The organism is Rhodococcus oxybenzonivorans (genome assembly GCF_003130705.1).
Taxonomy (GTDB): Bacteria; Actinomycetota; Actinomycetes; order Mycobacteriales; family Mycobacteriaceae; genus Rhodococcus_F; species Rhodococcus_F oxybenzonivorans.
The window spans coordinates 2,342,219-2,360,301 of the sequence record NZ_CP021354.1 but is presented as its reverse complement, the minus strand read 5'-3'; the positions used below and the strand labels follow the sequence as shown (position 1 = coordinate 2,360,301).

Here is an 18,083-nt window from a genome sequence, read left to right as displayed (position 1 = left end):
CTTGGCGAGCCTATCCTAAGGGATCCCTTCTGGGCTCTCTCCACATCGCCCACACTGCGGGGCCACCGTCCGGTATCCGGATCTCCCGCGTGACCTCGAAGCCGAAGCGCTCGTAGTACGGGATGTTTCCTTGCTTGCTGGACTCGAGGTAGGAGGGCAACCCTTCGGCGTCACAGCGGTCGAGCCGCGACTGCATCAGTGCCTTGCCGTAGCCACCGCCACGGCCGGCACCCGATGTCCCGATCGTCGCGAGATACCAGTGCCGCGGCTCCGCCGGGTGCGCCGAATCGATGGTTCCGCTCACTGCCGCACCGACGCCGAGGCGCCCACCGAATGCCTGCACCAGGCGCGGAAGGCTGAGAACCGACGACCACGTGGACTGCTTCCACCGCCCGGGCGGATCCCACATCGCGGCGCCGCGCACGACGCCGTCGGCATCGACGGCGAGTTCGGCCCTTCCCCCGGCAAGGTGGTGATATTTCATATCGGCCGCGAAGAGCAGCGGCAGTCCGCGTCGTCGGCGAGCCGGATCGGGCCACATCCACTCCATGACGGGGTCGTCGAAGAAGGCGTCGGCGAGGACCCGGGCCGACTCGGAGATGTCTTTCCTGGTTACGGCACGAACGCTCACACCCATGCGTCGAGGGTACGGCCGCTGCGCGTCGCGCCGTCGGAATAATTCGGGGTCTGTCCGCTTCTGCGAGGATTCCTACCGATTCGGGGCGCCGATCATCTGGTGACGGGCGAGTTCGCGGTACAGCGGGCTGGAGGTCAACAGTTCGTCGTGGGTACCCACAGCGGAGATGCGGCCGGAGTCGAGTAGGACGATCTGGTCGGCGTTCTTCACCGTCGCGAGACGATGCGCGACGATGAGCACCGTCTGATCGGAGGCGGTGGCGTCGAGAGCGATCTGGAAGATTTCCTCGTTGCGGCTGTCGAGACTCGACGTGGGCTCGTCCAGCAGAAGCAGCGGCGGCTCGGCGAGAAGAACACGGGCGAGCGCAAGCCGTTGCCGCTCCCCGCCGGACAGGCGGACCCCGTTCTCGCCGATCTGTGCGTCGAGACCCCTGGGCTCGGCATCGACCCGGCTGAGGAGGTCGACAGCTTTCAGCGCCGCGCGGCACCGCTCGTCGCTCACGTGCGGGGCCCCGAACGTGAGGTTGTCGCGGATACTCCCGGCCACGGCGGGTGAGTTCTGCTCCACGTACCCGATCTGCTCGCGCAGGACTGCGCGGGGCAACTCGGTGATATCGATGCCACCGATGGCGATTCGGCCGCGGTCGGTGTCGTAAAAGCGTTCGATCAGGGCCAGGAGTGTAGTTTTACCGGCCCCGGACGGCCCGACCACTGCGGTACGGGAGCCGCGCTCCACGCTGACGCTCACCCCATTCAACACGGCATGCCCCGGCGTGTAGGCGAAGTGAACGTCCTGAAATTGCAGCATGGGTCCAACTGTGTTCGGCAGAGCGCGGTGGCGGATGGTGTCGGCGGCGTCCTCGATGGGCACGCGGCGGATTTCGGTGATGCGTTGCAGGGCACCGAGCGCCCCTGCGACGGACTGGACCGCGGCGAACCCGACATTCACCGGGCCCATGAACAAGAACATGAAGAGAACGAAGGTGACCAACTCGGCCACCGTCATATGTCCCGCGGCCACCCGGTAGCCGCCGATGCCGAGGACGATCAGCAGCGACGCCTGACCCGCGGCCCGGCCGAGCGGTTGTATCGCAGCGCTCGACCGTGCCGCGCGCACGCCGACAGCGAATGCGGCTGCAGCCCGATCGTCGAGCCGAGCCTGTGCCCGTTCGGTAGCGCCGTTGGCACGAACCACGGTGACGGCGGACAGTGTTTGGGTCAGATCGCCGGTGAGGTCGCCGAGGCGGCTCTGGGTGTCGAACATCAACTTGCGCAGTCGGTTGCCCACCAGCAGGGAGACGGCCACGACTATCGCGGTCACCGTCACCGTCACCCCGGCGAGCACCGGGTCGAGGAGCAGCATCGCTGCCAGCGCACCGACCAGAACGAAGACACCGCCGAGCGCATCGACGAGCCCCTCGGTCAGTGCACCGCGAAGCAGCGTCGTGTCCGATCCCACCCGGGAGACGAGATCACCGACATCACGGCGGCGGTACTCGCTGATCGGTAAGCGCAGCACATGACGGATCAGATCGGTGCGGGCGCCGAGGACCACACCTTCTGCGGTCCGATGCAGCAGGTAATACTGCATCGTCCCCACGCCGACTTCGACGGCCAGCAAGCCGACCAGCGCCCACCCCATCCCGCCCCATGATCGTCCGTCGCTGACTGCGGCAATGATTCCACCCACCACCAGGGGTTGCGCGAGACTCACCCCGGCCGCAGCCACCGACAACACAACCGCCGCACCGAGAAGCCGCCGATGCTCGCGCGCGTACGGCCACAACTCCCGGATACGGGGCCGAGTCGCCTTATCCGTTGTCCGTGCGTGCGCCGTTTCTGCGTGCGGCCTTCCCTGATACGACTTCACAGATCCCCCTGCTGCCCCGCCGACCCCTGTACTCCGCCGACCCCTGCACTCCGCACGAACGGGACGTTCGTTGCGTCAGATCGAACGAACGTACCGCTGGTACGACCCCTGGGCGAGGCCGACACGGGGCAGCCAGTCCGGCGGGCTTGAAATCCACTTGATTCCAAATACTGATGGGCGGGATCGGCACCCGTACCGTCTTCTCGGGTTGTCCGGGAAGTACGCACTCAGCCTCGCCGAGATTCTGCGCGAGAACGGCTATGCCACCCACGCGGTCGGTAAGTGGCATCTCGCGCGCGACACCAACCTCGCGCCGGGTCGCACCCGCGACTCCTGGCCACTGCAGCGTGGATTCGACAGCTACTACGGCTCGCTCGAGGGACTGAATTCGTTCTACTACCCGAGCGAGCTGATTTCCGACAACTCCGTGGTCGACGTCGAGGAGTATCCGCCGGACTACTACGTCACCGATGACATCACGGATAAGGCCATTTCGCGCATCAAGAGCCTGCGCGCCCACGACGCCGACAAGCCGTTCTTCCTGTACTTCTCGCACATCGCGATGCACGGACCGCACCAGGCCAAGCCCGAAGACCGGGCCAAGTACCGTGGCCACTACACCGAGGGCTGGGACGCTGTGCGACGCCGCCGCTTCGACGCACAGGTCGAGGCTGGGTTCTTCCCGCCAGGCACCCAGATGGCCGAACGCAACACCGAACCCGGCTACGACGCGCCGCCGTGGGACGAGCTCACCGAAGAAGAGCAGCTGCGGTTCGCGCGGTACCAGGAGGTCTACGCCGCGATGGTCGATAGCATCGACCAGAGCGTGGGCCGGGTTCTCGACACCCTCGACGTACTCGGCGAGACCGACAACACGATCATCGTGTTCACGTCCGACAACGGGGGCACCGGCGAGGGCGGCGCGGTGGGAACACGCTCATACTTCAGTCAATTCGTGCACGGACCCGTCCCCGACGACTGGGTGCGTGACGTTCCGCACGACGAGGAACTGATCGGCTCGGAGAAGATCGGCGTCCACTACCCGCGCGGCTGGGGGCAGGCGTCGAATACCCCGTTCCGGTTCTACAAGGGTCAGACGTTCGCCGGTGGTGTGCGGGTGCCGTTTCTGCTGTCCTGGCCGGCCGGGCTCCGGCGTGCTGCCGGTGACAGCGGGCTGCGCAGGCACTACTCGTACGTCACCGACATCACCCCGACCCTCCTGAATCTCGCCGGACTCGTGACTCCGAGCCACCGGAACGGACTTCTCGCCCAAGAGCCTGACGGCGTCAGCATCGCCGACATCCTGCGGGACGCTGCGCAGCCCACACCCCACACGGAGCAGTACGCCGAGTTCGGCGGTCACCGCGGGTTCTACCGGGACGGCTGGAAATTACTGTCGCTGCACACGGATCCGACCCGGGTCGACGATCCGCAGTGGCAGCTGTTCGACGTCGAGTCCGACCCGGCCGAGACCACCGATGTCGCACATCTGTTTCCCGAGAAGGTGCGCGAACTCGCCGAGGCCTGGGACCGGGCGGCCTGGCACAACACGGTGTTCCCAATTCTGAACGACCGCAAAGCTGTGCAGCGGCGCCCCGACGAGCGTCGGCTGGCAGAGCCGGTGAAGATCCTCGCGGGCACGCCGACGCTGGAACGCTATCGGTCCAGTGTGCTGACCAGTACCGCGACTTCACCATTGACGTCGCCACACACGAGATCACCGGGGACGACGAAGGCGTGCTCGTGGCCCACGGCGACCCGCACGGCGGATACGTGCTCTACGTCGAAGACGGTCGAATTCTGTTCGCCGTCAACAGCTACGGCCGGGTTGCGCACACCTCCGCACCCCTCGGCGCGGGTGTGGTGGGTGTGCAGGTGCGGGCGGAGGCCACCGAATCCGTCCGGTGGAACTTCACCGTCGCCCTCACCGACTCGGCCGGGGTCACGAGGGACGTGGCCACCCTCGACGACCAGTTCCAGCTGGTCGGCATGGCGCCCTGGACCGGGATCTCGGTGGGCGTCGACGCCCGCGGACCGGTGGTGTGGGAGCTTCGAGAGCGCCGCGGGACTTTCCGCTTCACCGGCAGACTGCGATCGGTCACCTACACCCCCGGTACGGTCCGTGTGCCTGAACCGGTCATCCAGGAGGTCGCGGAATTGGCACAGGCGATCGCCGACTGAGGTCGCCGCCGCTGCCGTTCGAATCCTACTTTTTTCCAGGTCCCCCTCGATGCAGCGGGAGCGGCCAACTCACAGGGTAATCCACGTAGCGGAGGCACGACCGAGTTCACGCTCGTCGGCTCCGTAGGCCGTCGTCGCAGTCCATACCTTGCGCCCTTCGGAGCCGATCAGTCGGCCCGTGATCACGCAGTTCTCGCCAGGCTCGGGCAGCGCCGATATCCGAGCGGTGATCCTGCCCAGCACCATGGGGCGATCTTCGATCGGTGCGGCCCAGCCGCCGGGGCAATCGAGCGCCGCCCACACGAAAGCCGCCTGCCCCGCGAGGTCGGGGTCGACACACCACACGCACGCGGTGCTGCCGTCCGCGATCCGGCCGGGGAACAGGCGCATTCCATCACCGGTTGCGCGGTCGGGGCCGCACACGAAACATTGCGGGAACGGATGACGGTCTCGGCCGGGATAGTTCTCGGACGCGGCACGAGCAACGTCGAGGCCCACTGCCGCGACCTGTGGTAGCTCGTTGACAGTGGCCGACTCGGCGTCGGCGATGGTCGTGCCGTCCCGGTCCTGGGCGCTGGAGTGCCCTCCGCTTCTCACCACCTTCAGTGGAACTTCCAGCGGTGGGGGTTTGCGCAGGGTCACGGTCACCGGAGCCGCCGGGGCGTCGTCGTGATTCAGCGTCGCGGCAAGAAGTCCAGCGACGTACCCGCCGTTGCCCGACGCCGTGGGCCCGCGAAAACGGTGAGGTACGAGCAGGACCATGCCATCCACACTATCGCCGGAGGGAGGACGGCGTCCGGTCAGTTCGTGCCCTGCACGAAGTTCCGGAGCAACCGTGCGCCGAGAAGAGCGACACCCACCGCGAACACGGCGGTTACCAGCGAGATGCGCGCCGTGCCGTCCAGTGCAGCCGCACACAACCGGTACAGCTCCTCCTCTGACACAGCCTGTCGACCCTCCGGAGTGACTGCGAGGCTTTCCCGAGGTGTGGGTGAAAACGGCGATCCACACTCGACGAATGCACCGTTGGAATCGTCCAGCGGGTAGTCGAGTGAACCGAAATACCAGGCGGCACTGATCCACATCAGGAATGCGGCGAGGAGAAGCGTCGCGGCCGCGCGGAACGGAAACCGCCGGCGCACGGCTCGAGCAGGAGGGTCTGCAGTCACCGCCCCATCATGACCGCACGAGGACGGTAACGGGGAACGCCGGCACACACTGACCATGCAGGCCCGATTAAGCCCAACCTCCGTGCAGCCGGGTCTACGGTGGGTGTACACGGCGGGGAGTCGCCGAACACGTGGAGGCGGGAAGGTCTGCGATGACTGATGACGACGCGCATCTCCAACCCGCGGTCGCTGCAGAATTCTCGGCACTCGCCGATCAACTCGAGACACTCTCCGACGCACGGTGGGACACGCCATCGCTCTGCGAAGGGTGGAGGGTGCGCGAAGTGATTGCCCATCTGACCATGGCGGCGCGCTATTCAGGCGACGAGTTCATGGCCAAGTTGCAGGACTGCCAATTCGACTTCACCCGGCTGTCCAACCAGATCGCCCGGGAGGATGCCCGCCTCCCGGTAACCGAGCTCGTGGACAACCTGCGTTCCGAGGTGATGCAGCACTGGACACCGCCGGGCGGCGGTTATCACGGCGCCCTCAACCACGTGGTAATCCATGGCCTCGATGCCACCGTGCCGCTCGGATGCACCCGCCGGGTACCCGACGAGACCATCCGGGCCGTGCTGGACGATCTCACGCACGGCGGCGGACACGCTCGCTTCGGCATCGACATCGAGGGCCGGCGGCTGGTGGCCACTGACATGGACTGGGCATTCGGGTCGGGTACCGAACTCCTCGGCTCGGGTGAAGACCTCGCCCTCGTGATGTGCGGCCGGACAGTGCCCGCAGGACGAGTCGCGGGCCTCCCGCTGTGACACCCATCGGCTGACGAAGGAGCCGACGACGATCCGCGCGCCCTCCGAAGTCTCGGATTACACGGAAGTCTCGGACTACACGGTGGCGTCGACCAGCAGCGTGGCGCCCGTTGCCGCCTGGACTTCTTCGATGCTGTGGCCGGGCGCGGTCTCGACGAGGCGCAGACCGTTCGCCGTCACGTCGATGACGGCAAGGTCGGTGACGATCTTCTGTACGCACCGCTTGCCTGTGTACGGCAGCGTGCACTCCTCGAGAATCTTGTGCTCACCCTTCTTGGTGAGATGATCCATCATCACGATGACCTTGCCTGCACCGTGAACAAGGTCCATGGCGCCGCCCATCCCCTTGACCATTGCCCCGGGAACCATCCAGTTGGAGAGGTCGCCGTGGCTGCTGACCTGCATGGCGCCGAGAACGGCCACGTCCACGCTGCCGCCGCGGATCATCGCGAACGAATCGGAGGACGAGAAGAACGCCCCACCGGGTGCCACCGTGATGGTTTCCTTGCCCGCATTGATCAGTTCGGGGTCTACCTCGTCGTCGGTGGGGTACGGCCCGACGCCGAGGATCCCGTTCTCCGAATGCAAGATGACGTCCTTGCCGGCCGGGATGTGGCCGGGGATCAATGTAGGCATCCCGATGCCGAGATTCACATACTGTCCGTCTTCGAGTTCTGCGGCGACTCGTGCTGCCATCTCGTTCCGCGTCCAACTCATGCCCGCACCGTCCTGTTCTCGATTCCCGTTTCCTGCTTGCCGACCTCGACCACACGCTGAACGAAAATGCCGGGTGTGTGGACTTCGGCCGGATCGATCTCACCGGGTTCGACCAGGTACTCGACCTGCGCGATGGTGATGCGACCCGCGCCCGCGGCATCGGGGTTGAAGTTGCGGGCCGTCTCGCGGTAGACGAGATTGCCGAGTCGGTCGCCCTTCCAGGCGTGGACCAGCGCGAAGTCGGTGCGGATGGCCCGTTCGAGGACGTAGGCCTCGCCGTCGAATTCACGCGTTTCCTTCGGCTTGCTTGCCACGGCGATACCGCCCTGGCCGTCGTAACGGATCGGCAGTCCGCCCTCCGCGACCTGCGTTCCCACCCCCGCCGGGGTGTAGAAGGCGGGAATGCCCGCTCCCCCGGCGCGCATGCGCTCCGCCAACGTGCCTTGGGGAGTGAGTTCCACCTCGAGTTCGCCGCTCAGGTATTGGCGCGCGAATTCCTTGTTGGCGCCCACGTACGAGCTGATCGTGCGGCGGATGCGGTGCTGCTCGAGCAGGAGCCCGAGACCGAAACCATCGGTGCCGCAGTTGTTACTGACGGTCTCGAGGTCGGTCGCACCCTGCGCGAGGAGGGCGTCGATCAGCACCGAGGGGATGCCGACGAGGCCGAAGCCGCCCACGGCAAGGGACGCACCGTCGGGGACATCGGCAACGGCCTCGGCCGCTGTTGGGAAGACTTTGTTGACCATGTGACCCAGGCTACCCGAAAATGTTCACACAGTGAACACCCATCCACATTGCGAACAAATTCCGCCCCGGCTGTTGGCCCCATCACAGATCCCGCCTACTATGTACGTATAGCGGGCGACTGTTCACATCGAGAACGCGAGGATTTCATGCTGCACCTACCAGCGCACCGGGCTGGGCACGAAGCCAATGCGCCGTTGCTCTTCCCCGAGTACAAGACGACCCGGTTACGCAGTCCCAAGAATGACCTGATCCTGATTCCCCAGCGTCTGGGCGAGATCACGGGCCCGGTCTTCGGTGACGGCGATGTCGCCAAGGGCGAGAACGACATGACTCACGCCAACGGTGGCGAGGCGCAGGGACAGCGCATCATCGTCCACGGGCGGGTCCTCGACAGCGCCGGCAAACCGATCCCCGACACCCTCATCGAGGTGTGGCAGGCCAACGCCGGCGGACGCTACCGCCACAAGAACGACTCCTGGCCGGCACCTCTCGATCCCCACTTCAACGGTGTGGCTCGTTGCCTGACGGACAAGCAGGGCCACTACGAATTCACCACCGTCAAGCCCGGCGCCTACCCGTGGGGCAATCACCACAACGCCTGGCGGCCGGCGCACATCCACTTCTCCCTGTTCGGTCAGGCGTTCACGCAGCGACTGGTCACCCAGATGTACTTTCCGGACGATCCGTTCTTCTTCCAGGATCCGATCTACAACTCGGTTCCCGAAGCCGCTCGCGAGCGGATGATCGCTACGTTCGACTACGACCACACCCGCGAGAACTGGGCGGTCGGGTTCAGATTCGACATCGTCCTGCGCGGCCGGGACGCCACCCCGTTCGAGCCGTCCACCGAGACAGGGGGCCACTGATGATCGACACCCAGAATCCCGACGCACCCCGCTACCCCGTCTTCGCGCGCAGTCAGGACGAAGTGCCCTTCGGCGTCACCCCCTCCCAAACGGTGGGACCGTATGTGCACATCGGCCTGCTACCCCGCTGGGAGAACAGCGGCACCACTGTTCCCGAGGATGCGCCGGGACGCGTCGACGTCTCCTTCACGGTGCTCGACGGCGCCGGGCAGCCCATCGTGGACGCGATGATCGAGACCTGGCAGGCCGATGCCGAAGGCCGCTTCGACACTCCCGCCGATCCCCGCGGTGCGGCGGAGGCGACTCCGGCCGGTTTCCGGAGTCTGGCACGAGTATTCGCCGACGACACCGGCACGATCGTGGTGCACACGGTCAAGCCCGGCGCTCTCCCCGCGGAGAACGGCACTGCGGAGGCGCCCCACATCAACGTCGGTCTCTTCGCCCGCGGAATGCTCGAGCGTCTCTACACCCGTCTCTACTTTCCCGAGGACACCGAGGCTCATGAAGCGGACCCCGTCCTCGCCGCCGTTCCCGAAGCGGACCGTCCGAAGTTGATCGCCGCGAAGACCGATCGCGGGTACCACCTGACGATCCACGTGCAGAATGCGGAAGGACGGGAAACGCCGTTCTTCGCCCTGTAACCGATCGGTGAAAGGATCTCGCGTGAATTCGCCCATCCGAGGCGCATTGTTCGACCCGACGTTCGGCGCCGGGGAGTTGTCGACGCTGCTCTCCGACCAGGCATGGGTGACCGCGATGGTCGAGGTGGAAGCTGCCTTGGCCAGGGCGGAGGGAAAATGCGGAGTCATCCCCACCACGTCCGCCGACACCATCTCGTCGTTGTTCGGGCAGTTGGTTGCCGCGGGCACCATCGACGTCGGTGACCTCGGTGAGGCAGCGGCGGCGGGCGGCAATCCCGTGATACCGCTCGTGAAACTTTTGCGTACCGAACTCGCGGCCGCCGATCCTGCCGTCCCCGGAGGTCATGTCCACAAAGGTGCGACGAGTCAGGACATCCTCGATACTGCGCTCGTGCTTCTCGCCCGCCGAGCGGGCGCTCACGTACTGGCATTGCTGGATGAGGCGCTCGTGTGCGCCGAGGCGCTGGCGCGGGCGCAACGCACCACGCCGATCGCCGGCCGCACACTCGGACAGCAGGCACTGCCCACCACCTTCGGCGTTCTCGCCGCGGGCTGGATGACCGCACTGCACAGAGCTTCCCGCAACCTGGACGACGCGCTCACTGATCTGCCGGTGCAGCTCGGCGGCGCGGCAGGAACGTCGGCGGCGCTCTATCCGCACGGCCTCGAGGTGGCGGACGCCCTCGCCGACGAACTCGGTCTGCCGCGTCAGGACGTCCCGTGGCACACCGACCGCACACGCATCGCGATCCTCGCCTCGGCCCTCGGAACCGCGGCCGGTGCGGTCTCCAAGATCGCCACCGACATCGTCTTCCTCTCCGCCACCGAAATCGGAGAGGTCAGCGAGGGCACGCCCGGTGGTTCCTCCGCCATGCCACACAAACGCAACCCGGTGGCCGCCATCGCCGCCCGTGCCGGCGCCCGACGCGTTCCCGGCCTCGTCGCCACTGTCCTCGCCTCCATGGACCATGAGCAGCAACGGGCGGCGGGAGCTTGGCACGCCGAATGGGAAACACTCACGGACCTGCTGCGCCTCACCGGCGGGGCCGTCGCCCGCATCGCCGACTGCCTCGGCGACCTCGAGGTGCATCCCGACGCGATGGCCCGCAACCTCGACCTCACCGGGGGACTTCTGCTCGCCGAACGGGTCACCGGCGCCCTGTCCACGCGCACCCACAACGCGCGCGACCTCTTGACTGCCGCCTGCCGCACGGGACGTCCCCTCGACGAGGATCCCGCGCTTCTCGAACACCTCGAGGCGCACGAGATCCGCGCGCTTCTCGACCCGGCCGGCTACCTCGGCCACGCCTACGACATCGTCGACCGCGCACTGGACACAGTGACTCGCGGACGGGAAGGAACGCGATGACAGTCGCACTCGCACATGAAGTCTCCGGCCCCAGGAACGGATCGCCCGACGCCCCCGTCGTGGTACTGCTCGGCTCCCTCGGCTCCAATCGGTCGATGTGGGATCCGCAGATCGCTGCGCTGTCCGACGACTGCCGGGTGGTCGCCGTCGATCAGCGCGGCCACGGCGAGTCGCCCGCACCGGACGGGCCGTACTCCGTGCGCGAACTCTCCGAAGACGTCCTCGCGGTGCTCGACGTCCTCGATGTCGACGCCGCCCACATCGTGGGGCTCTCGATGGGCGGCGCCATCGCGCAATGGCTCGGAGCCCACGCTCCGCGCCGGGTGCTGTCCCTGTCGCTGCTGTGCACTGCAGCGAAGTTCGGCGAACCGCACGCATGGGTGGAGCGTGCTGCCGCCTCGCGCACCGACGGTCCGGAGTCACTGGCGGATGCCGTCGTGGCACGGTGGTTCAGCGAGGGGCTCACCAAGCGTGATCCAGAGTTCGTGCGGCATTACCGCGAGATGATCGCGGCGACCTCCCCTGAGGGTTACGCCGCATGCTGCGACGCTCTGGCCGATTGGGACTTCACCGCCGATCTCTCCCGCATCGCCGCACCCACGCTTGTTCTGGCCGGCGCCGAGGATCCGTCGACACCGCCGTCCGTCATGCAGGTGCTCGCCGACGGGATCGCGGGTGCTCGATTCGAAATCCTCTCCCCCGCTGCGCACGTGGCCAACCTCGAACAGGCCGGTGCCGTCACCGCCTTGCTGCGCGAGCACATTCTCGGTGGTGGGTACGCACGAGGACGCCGGGCAGCGCACGCCGAGGGCATGAAGGTACGACGCTCCGTTCTCGGTGACGCACACGTCGATCGGTCGATCGAGGGGACCACAGAGTTCACCGCACCATTCCAGGACTTCATCGCCCGCACGGCCTGGGGTGACATCTGGGCACGGCCGGGCCTCGACCACACGACGCGGCGCCTTCTCACCATCGCCGTCCTCACCGCCGTCGGCAACGAGCACGAACTGGACATGCACATTCGCGCGGCGCTGCGCGGCGGCGTCGATGCGGACACGATCGGCGAAGTACTGCTGCACACCGCCGTCTATGCCGGTGTTCCCAACAGCAACCGAGGTTTTGCGCTCGCAAAGAAGGCCCTCGCCGACCTGTCGCCGGGTGACAGCGAGGATGATTCGCAGACATGACCGCAACCGAACCGACGGAGAAGATTCTCCCCTCCCCCGACTACGTGCAATCGCTGGCCCGTGGCCTCGCGGTGATTCGCTGCTTCGACCAGCAGAACCAGCGACGAACACTCAGCGATGTCGCCCGCGCGACCGATCTCACCCGGGCCACCGCGCGTCGCTTCCTGCTGACACTCGTCGAACTGGGGTACGTGGCCACCGACGGTTCGGCATTCTGGCTCACGCCGCGCGTACTCGAACTGGGCTACAGCTACCTGTCGAGCCTCTCGCTGCCCGAGGTTGCGCAGCCGCACCTCGAGAAGCTCAGTCACCAGGTGCACGAGTCGTCGTCGGTGTCGATTCTCGACGGCGACGACATCGTGTACGTCGCAAGGGTGCCGGTCAGCAGAATCATGACGGTGGGCATCACCATCGGCACGCGGTTCCCGGCTTATGCCACCTCGATGGGACGCGTGCTGTTGGCCGGACTGTCCGACGAGGAACTCGACGCGTATCTCTCGCGGATCGAGATCGAGCCGCTCACCGAACGCACCATCAGCGCTCCCGCCGATCTGAGATCAGCAATTCTCGAGGTTCGGAAGAACGACTACTGCCTACTCGACCAGGAACTCGAGGCGGGGCTGCGCTCGATGGCTGCGCCCATTCGGTCGGCCTCCGGCGAGACGGTGGCGGCTGTCAACATCTCCACCCATGCTGCCCGGTACAGCCTCGACGACCTGTACTCCGATCTGATTCCCGCGCTGCGTCATGCCGCGCACGACATCGAACGCGACCTCGCCACAGTCAATCGCTGACGTGGTCCGTTCAGAACAGCTATGAAAGGTTTCCCATGCGTGACGTCGTCATCTGTGAGCCCCTGCGCACCCCGGTAGGGCGTTTCGGCGGAGTGTTCAAAGACCTCACTCCCCAAAGTCTCGCTGCCACCGTCATCACCGCACTCGTCGAACGAACCGGCATCGACGGCAGCGCGATCGACGACGTCATCCTCGGTCAAGCGTCTCCGGGCGGTGAGGCTCCGGCGATCGGCCGGATCGCCGCGCTCGACGCCGGCCTCGGTATCGACGTTCCCGGGATGCAGGTGGATCGCCGATGCGGATCCGGCCTGCAGGCGGTCATCACCGCGGTATTGCAGGTCGCGTCCGGCGGCAACGACCTGGTCCTCGCCGGCGGTACCGAATCGATGAGCCAGGCTGAGTTCTACACCCACCCCAACATTCGCTGGGGGGTGAAAGGCGAGGGCGTGCAGCTCGCCGATCGCCTCGCCCGCGCCCGCGTCACCGCAGGCGGCGACAACTTCCCTGTTCCGGGCGGCATGATCGAGACTGCCGAGAATCTGCGGGCAGAGTTCGACATCAGCCGCGAAGATCAGGACGCGCTCGCAGTGCAGTCGCATCAGCGGGCGGTGGCGGCACAGCGGGCCGGCCGTTTCGCCGAGGAAATCGTCGGTGTCACTGTGCCGCAACGAAAATCCGAACCTGTCGTGGTGGACACCGACGAGCACCCGCGGGCCGACACCACGGTGGAGTCGTTGTCGAAGCTCCGCGCCATCCGCTCCAAGATCGACTCGGCATCGACCGTCACCGCGGGTAACGCCAGCGGGCAGAACGACGGTGCCGCCGTGTGCATCGTGACGACCGCCGAGAAGGCCAAGGAGCTCGGGCTGAGGCCGCTCGCCCGTATGGCGTCCTGGGCAGTGGCCGGAGTTCCACCGCGCACGATGGGCATCGGTCCCGTGCCGGCGACGGAGAAGGCTCTCGGACAACTTGGACTGTCGCTGTGCGACATGGGCGTAATCGAGCTGAACGAGGCCTTCGCCGCGCAGACCCTCGCGGTCCTCAGAACCTGGGGCCTCGATCCCACCGACGAGCGGCTCAACCCCAACGGATCGGGCATCTCCCTCGGGCATCCCGTCGGTGCCACCGGTGGGCGGATTCTCGCCACCCTGCTGCGGGAAATGGACCGCCGCGAAACCCGCTACGGACTCGAAACGATGTGCATCGGAGGCGGCCAGGGACTCGCTGCGGTCTTCGAACGAGTCTGACATCGTCGCCCTCGCAGACCCAGCAGTTCAACCCCTCGCGCGCACATCGATGCGATCAGTGCACCCGAATCCTCAGGGGCTCAGAAGTCGAGTTGCCTGAGGACCGTACAGCCGGTGTCTGATCGGGTGGCTCGAGGCTGGTCTCCGTCGCCTTCGAAGATCGAGTGCACGGTGGTGGTAGCCGTCCTGCGTTCCGCTGACCACTCTCTCGGGTTCGAAGGTGACGTGCTGTCCTGGCGTCAGCGAACGGCAACCTGGGCCCGCGACGGAGCTGAAATGCGTCCACGCGCCACCGGGGGTGGCGTCGGAGTCGATGATGCCCTGCATCCTCCCGATGTCCCAGCTACGGACCACCCCCGTAGTTGCCATGCCGCCATTGTCCGCTTGACGACGATGCGGTTGGGCGGGATTGGCAGGCGCCATTGACTCGAACATGAGTTCGAAGTATGATTCGAGCGATGGGGATCGGGGAGGATATTCAGGGGGCGTTGCCGGACCAGATATTGGCGTCGGACGAGATTCTGGCGACGGCGGTCGGTGATGCGTGGCGTCTGGCCGAGGCCGAGTTGCTCGAATCGGTGGTTGCTGTGTCGGAGAAGATTCAGCGACTCGAGGCTTTGCGCGTCAGGCTCGTCGGTGCCGTCGACCACCGCTGCAAGGTCGATGTGCTCGGCTTTCCGAACACCAAGATGTGGCTGGCCTCCACAACATTGCTCGAGGTCGGTGCGGCGGGACGAATCGTGATGTTGGGACGAGGTTTACGTTCCCAACCGGAAATCGCGGACGCATACTTCGACACCACTATCTCGGCGGAGCACGCCGCACTGATCATGAAATTCTGCGAGAGACCGCCCAAAGGCATGCCACTCGAAGCGATGGACGACTGCCGAAACGCGTTGCTGTACGCGGCGAGCGGTCCAACCGCCAACACCGACGCCGTGCGGGCCGTCATCGCGCGCCTCGAACGCGCCTTCGAATCCGACGACCCGCCGCCCGCCGAAGACACCGAACTCAACGAATTCCACGCCTCCCGAACACTCAACGGACGCGTCGCCGTCAAAGGCGACCTCGACGCCGTCACCGGCGAAATGCTGCTCTCCGCGCTCTCCGGACTCTCCAAGCCGCGACCCGCGCAGGACGGAACCATAGACACCCGCACCCCCGGACAGCGCAGGGTCGACGGGTTCACCGAACTGCTGCGCCGCTACCTCAACTCCGCAATCGCCGGCGAAGAAGGCGGAGAACGACCCCACGTCTCCCTCCACATCAACGTCAAAGACCTCGCCGACCACCCCAACCACGCCGACTCCAGCGCAGAAGATCAGCGCGGCGCCTGCGCGACCGACCCGTCGCCGTTCGCGGTCGACGGGGTCGCGTGGACCGAATGGATGGGACCGCTGAGCCTGCGAGCGGCTCGGCTCCTCAGCTGCGACTCGATCTACACGCCGATCGTCCTCGACGACCACGGCGCGCCACTCGACCTCGGCACCACCACCCGGACAGTGACCAAACGACAACGAAAAGCACTGGTCGCGAGAGATCGAGGATGCGCATTTCCCGGATGCAGTGCGCCACCGTCATGGTGCGAGGGCCATCACATCGTCCACTGGTCCGCAGGTGGGCCCTCCGACATGGACAACCTCGTGCTGCTCTGCGGGTTCCATCACCGACTGCTCCACCACAGTGACTGGGAAATCGACATCGGAGCAGACCGGCACCCCGCCTTCATTCCGCCCCGGCAAGTCGACCGGGAACGCACACCCATCCCCGCGCACAACCAGGACCGACCCCGAGCGGCCTGACCCCGAGGCGCGACACACATAGCCGACTCTGCAACAGGACCACTCCTGTTGCAGAGCCGGCATGCCGTCATGCCAAGCGCCAAGCGCCAACCGACCAGCGCCAAGTGACCAGACCAGACGGCATCCGACCGCAGCCCTCACCAACCCTGCCAAGCCCGTTGCGATCAGCAACCCGGAGACAAGGACGTCCCGAAGACAAGGACGTCGCTGGTCGAGGTTGCCGCCGAATCCCCCTGCCTGCGAGGGCCCCGTCACGGTTCACGACGGTGATGCGGCGAGGGTGGCGCTGTCCTCTTCGGCGAGCAGCCGTCGCATGTGCTCCTGCATCCGCAGGACGTCGGGTTCGAGTCCGGTGAAGATGCGGAACGAATCGACCGCCTGTCCGACGGCCATTCCGATGCCGCTGAGGGTGCGCGCCCCGATGTCGCGGGCACGTCGCAGAAGCTCAGTTTCTGCTGGCCGGTAGACGACGTCGGCAACCCACAGGTCGGGCCGGAGCAGTTCGGCATCCAGCGCCATACCGGGGTGCTGCGCCATTCCGAGCGGGGTTGCATTGATGAGACCTTGCGCTTGCCCGACAGCGGCGGGCACGGCGGAGAGGTCACCGGAGACGACGACGCGGTCCGGGAACATGGCGGCGAGTGAATCCCGCAGCAGCTGTGCGCGGGTGGCGTCGGCATCGATGATCGTGAAGTGCAGGACCCCACGGGTCAGCGCCGCGTATGCGACGGCCGCGCCCGCGCCGCCTGCGCCTAGCTGGACCACACGATCGGTCGGCGCGCCGCCGAGGCCCTCGTCCATGTTCCGCGCAAATCCGGACCAGTCGGTGTTGTGGCCGATGAGCCGTCCATTAGCGATGTGCACCGTGTTGACCGCGCCGAGCGTGCGCGCATCGTCCGACAGGTCGTCGAGCAACGGGATGACGGCCTGCTTGCAGGGATGCGTGATGTTGAGACCATCGAATCCGAGCAGCTTCGCCGAGGCGAGGAGCCGCGGCAACCCATCTTCACCCAGCGCGAGCGTGTCGAGATCGAGAATGCGGTAGACGTACCCGACTCCCTGCGCCTGACCCTCCGACTCGTGCAGAGGTGGCGTCAGGGACTTCGAGATTCCCGAACCGATGAGCCCGCAGAGGTACGACGGGCGGGATACGGCAACGGTGTCGAGGTCGGGAGAAATCATGGTGCTCACTTCCGGGAGAGGACTTACGGGAGCTAATTAACTATCTAGTGAGTTATGTCACGGTAGCATACCTCCATACCGCGCGAAAGCCACAGCGATGAACAGGAGTTCTCGGGATGACACGAAGTGACGCTACGGAGAAGGCACCCCACCGCGAGGGTGCCAAACGCACTCGGAATCCCGAGAAGACCAAGGAGGACATCCTTCGCGTGGCGATGAAGGAGTTCGCCGACAAGGGTTTGTCCGGTGCCCGCATCGACGAGATCGCAGCCAAGACCGCCACGACGAAGCGGATGCTCTACTACTACTTCGGCGACAAGGACGGCCTGTATCGAGCGGTGCTCCAGCGCGCGTACGAGGAGATTCGCTACGAAGAGTCGCAGCTCGACGTCGACCACCTCGATCCGTCGGAGGCGATCAGAGCGCTCGCCGAGTTGACCTTCGATCACCACGAGGCGCACCCCGACTTCATCCGGCTGGTCGCCATCGAGAACACGAATCGGGGCGCGAATCTCAGCCAGGCCGAGGGCCTACAGGAAACGCAGACCCCCGCCATCCGCACACTCGAGAAAATTCTTCAGCGCGGGCAGGATGCCGGAATCTTCCGTGCCGATACGACCGCCCTCGACATTCACATGCTCATCAGCGCATATTGCGTCTTTCGCGTGGCCAACCGGTACACCTTCAGAGCGCTGTTCGACTGGGATCTCACGGGCGCCGAGAACCGCCCCCACCTGCGCACGATGCTCGGTGACGTCGTCCTCGCCTACCTCCAGCAGCCCGGGAAATTATGAACTAACCATTTCGACCATTATTGACGAGAGCGTGTGACGAGGGTTACCTTGCTTGCACGACCTTCGAACAGCCGCTCTCCGAGCGCAGCGTGTTCGCCCTCCTCGCTCCCC

The 18,083-nt window shown here is 66.0% G+C and carries 16 protein-coding genes and 1 pseudogene; 10 read left to right on the top strand and 7 right to left on the bottom strand.

The window, feature by feature from the left end:
- Positions 1-10: 10 nt before the first annotated feature.
- A complete protein-coding gene (locus CBI38_RS11335; RefSeq protein ID WP_109328898.1) occupies positions 11-637 on the bottom strand; it encodes a GNAT family N-acetyltransferase in 627 nt (208 codons plus the stop codon).
- A 72-nt stretch (positions 638-709) separates the two neighbouring features.
- Positions 710-2,506, bottom strand: coding sequence for an ABC transporter ATP-binding protein (locus CBI38_RS11330; RefSeq protein WP_109328896.1), 1,797 nt, complete (start codon positions 2,504-2,506; stop codon positions 710-712).
- A 223-nt stretch (positions 2,507-2,729) separates the two neighbouring features.
- On the opposite strand from CBI38_RS11330, the pseudogene CBI38_RS11325 reads away from it, so the two are divergent.
- Positions 2,730-4,687, top strand: a pseudogene (locus CBI38_RS11325) (sulfatase-like hydrolase/transferase); the annotation flags it as partial.
- 69 nt (positions 4,688-4,756) lie between these two features.
- Here the strand turns inward: CBI38_RS11325 and CBI38_RS11320 are convergent.
- Both CBI38_RS11320 and CBI38_RS11315 read right to left on the bottom strand, forming a co-directional pair.
- Positions 4,757-5,449, bottom strand: coding sequence for a hypothetical protein (locus CBI38_RS11320; protein ID WP_204164909.1), 693 nt, complete (start codon positions 5,447-5,449; stop codon positions 4,757-4,759).
- 38 nt (positions 5,450-5,487) lie between these two features.
- Entirely contained in the window at positions 5,488-5,856 is a 369-nt protein-coding gene (locus CBI38_RS11315; RefSeq protein WP_162603209.1) for a hypothetical protein, read from the bottom strand.
- A gap of 152 nt (positions 5,857-6,008) precedes the next feature.
- Between CBI38_RS11315 and CBI38_RS11310 the strand changes: the two genes are divergently transcribed.
- Positions 6,009-6,623 carry a maleylpyruvate isomerase family mycothiol-dependent enzyme gene (locus CBI38_RS11310; RefSeq protein ID WP_109328892.1) on the top strand — a complete coding sequence of 205 codons (615 nt, stop codon included), beginning with the start codon at positions 6,009-6,011 and terminating at the stop codon, positions 6,621-6,623.
- 75 nt (positions 6,624-6,698) lie between these two features.
- On the opposite strand, the gene CBI38_RS11305 is transcribed toward CBI38_RS11310, so the two are convergent.
- Together CBI38_RS11305 and CBI38_RS11300 are read right to left on the bottom strand one after the other, a co-directional pair.
- Positions 6,699-7,340, bottom strand: a complete 642-nt coding sequence (locus CBI38_RS11305) for a CoA transferase subunit B (protein ID WP_109328890.1) — start codon at positions 7,338-7,340, stop codon at positions 6,699-6,701.
- Positions 7,337-8,086 (bottom strand): CoA transferase subunit A, encoded by a 750-nt coding sequence (locus CBI38_RS11300; protein WP_109328888.1) that lies wholly within the window; start codon positions 8,084-8,086, stop codon positions 7,337-7,339. The genes CBI38_RS11305 and CBI38_RS11300 overlap by 4 nt, the downstream gene beginning before the upstream one ends.
- Before the next feature lie 147 nt (positions 8,087-8,233).
- Between CBI38_RS11300 and pcaH the strand changes: the two genes are divergently transcribed.
- From pcaH to CBI38_RS11260, 7 genes are all read left to right on the top strand, one after another.
- Positions 8,234-8,953, top strand: coding sequence for a protocatechuate 3,4-dioxygenase subunit beta (pcaH, locus tag CBI38_RS11295; protein ID WP_109328886.1), 720 nt, complete (start codon positions 8,234-8,236; stop codon positions 8,951-8,953).
- Positions 8,953-9,594: a protocatechuate 3,4-dioxygenase subunit alpha gene (gene pcaG, locus CBI38_RS11290; protein WP_109328884.1), complete on the top strand. Its 642-nt coding sequence runs from the start codon at positions 8,953-8,955 to the stop codon at positions 9,592-9,594. The genes pcaH and pcaG overlap by 1 nt, the downstream gene beginning before the upstream one ends.
- Before the next feature lie 22 nt (positions 9,595-9,616).
- The gene (pcaB, locus tag CBI38_RS11285) at positions 9,617-10,963 is read left to right on the top strand and encodes a 3-carboxy-cis,cis-muconate cycloisomerase (protein WP_109328882.1); all 1,347 of its coding nucleotides are present in this window, start codon (positions 9,617-9,619) and stop codon (positions 10,961-10,963) included.
- Positions 10,960-12,153, top strand: a complete 1,194-nt coding sequence (pcaDC, locus tag CBI38_RS11280; RefSeq protein ID WP_109328880.1) for a bifunctional 3-oxoadipate enol-lactonase/4-carboxymuconolactone decarboxylase PcaDC — start codon at positions 10,960-10,962, stop codon at positions 12,151-12,153. The genes pcaB and pcaDC overlap by 4 nt, the downstream gene beginning before the upstream one ends.
- The gene (locus CBI38_RS11275; RefSeq protein WP_109328878.1) at positions 12,150-12,947 is read left to right on the top strand and encodes an IclR family transcriptional regulator; all 798 of its coding nucleotides are present in this window, start codon (positions 12,150-12,152) and stop codon (positions 12,945-12,947) included. Before pcaDC ends, CBI38_RS11275 begins: the two co-directional genes overlap by 4 nt.
- 35 nt (positions 12,948-12,982) lie before the next feature.
- Positions 12,983-14,194 carry an acetyl-CoA C-acetyltransferase gene (locus CBI38_RS11270; protein WP_109328876.1) on the top strand — a complete coding sequence of 404 codons (1,212 nt, stop codon included), beginning with the start codon at positions 12,983-12,985 and terminating at the stop codon, positions 14,192-14,194.
- A gap of 458 nt (positions 14,195-14,652) precedes the next feature.
- Positions 14,653-15,996, top strand: coding sequence for an HNH endonuclease signature motif containing protein (locus CBI38_RS11260; protein ID WP_109335004.1), 1,344 nt, complete (start codon positions 14,653-14,655; stop codon positions 15,994-15,996).
- Positions 15,997-16,254: 258 nt separating this feature from the next.
- Here CBI38_RS11260 and CBI38_RS11255 read toward each other — a convergent pair whose 3' ends face one another.
- The gene (locus CBI38_RS11255) at positions 16,255-17,178 is read right to left on the bottom strand and encodes a shikimate dehydrogenase (protein ID WP_109328874.1); all 924 of its coding nucleotides are present in this window, start codon (positions 17,176-17,178) and stop codon (positions 16,255-16,257) included.
- A 116-nt stretch (positions 17,179-17,294) separates the two neighbouring features.
- Here CBI38_RS11255 and CBI38_RS11250 point away from each other — a divergent pair, with 116 nt between their 5' ends.
- Positions 17,295-17,972 carry a TetR/AcrR family transcriptional regulator gene (locus CBI38_RS11250; protein WP_109328872.1) on the top strand — a complete coding sequence of 226 codons (678 nt, stop codon included), beginning with the start codon at positions 17,295-17,297 and terminating at the stop codon, positions 17,970-17,972.
- The last annotated feature ends 111 nt before the right edge of the window (positions 17,973-18,083 follow it).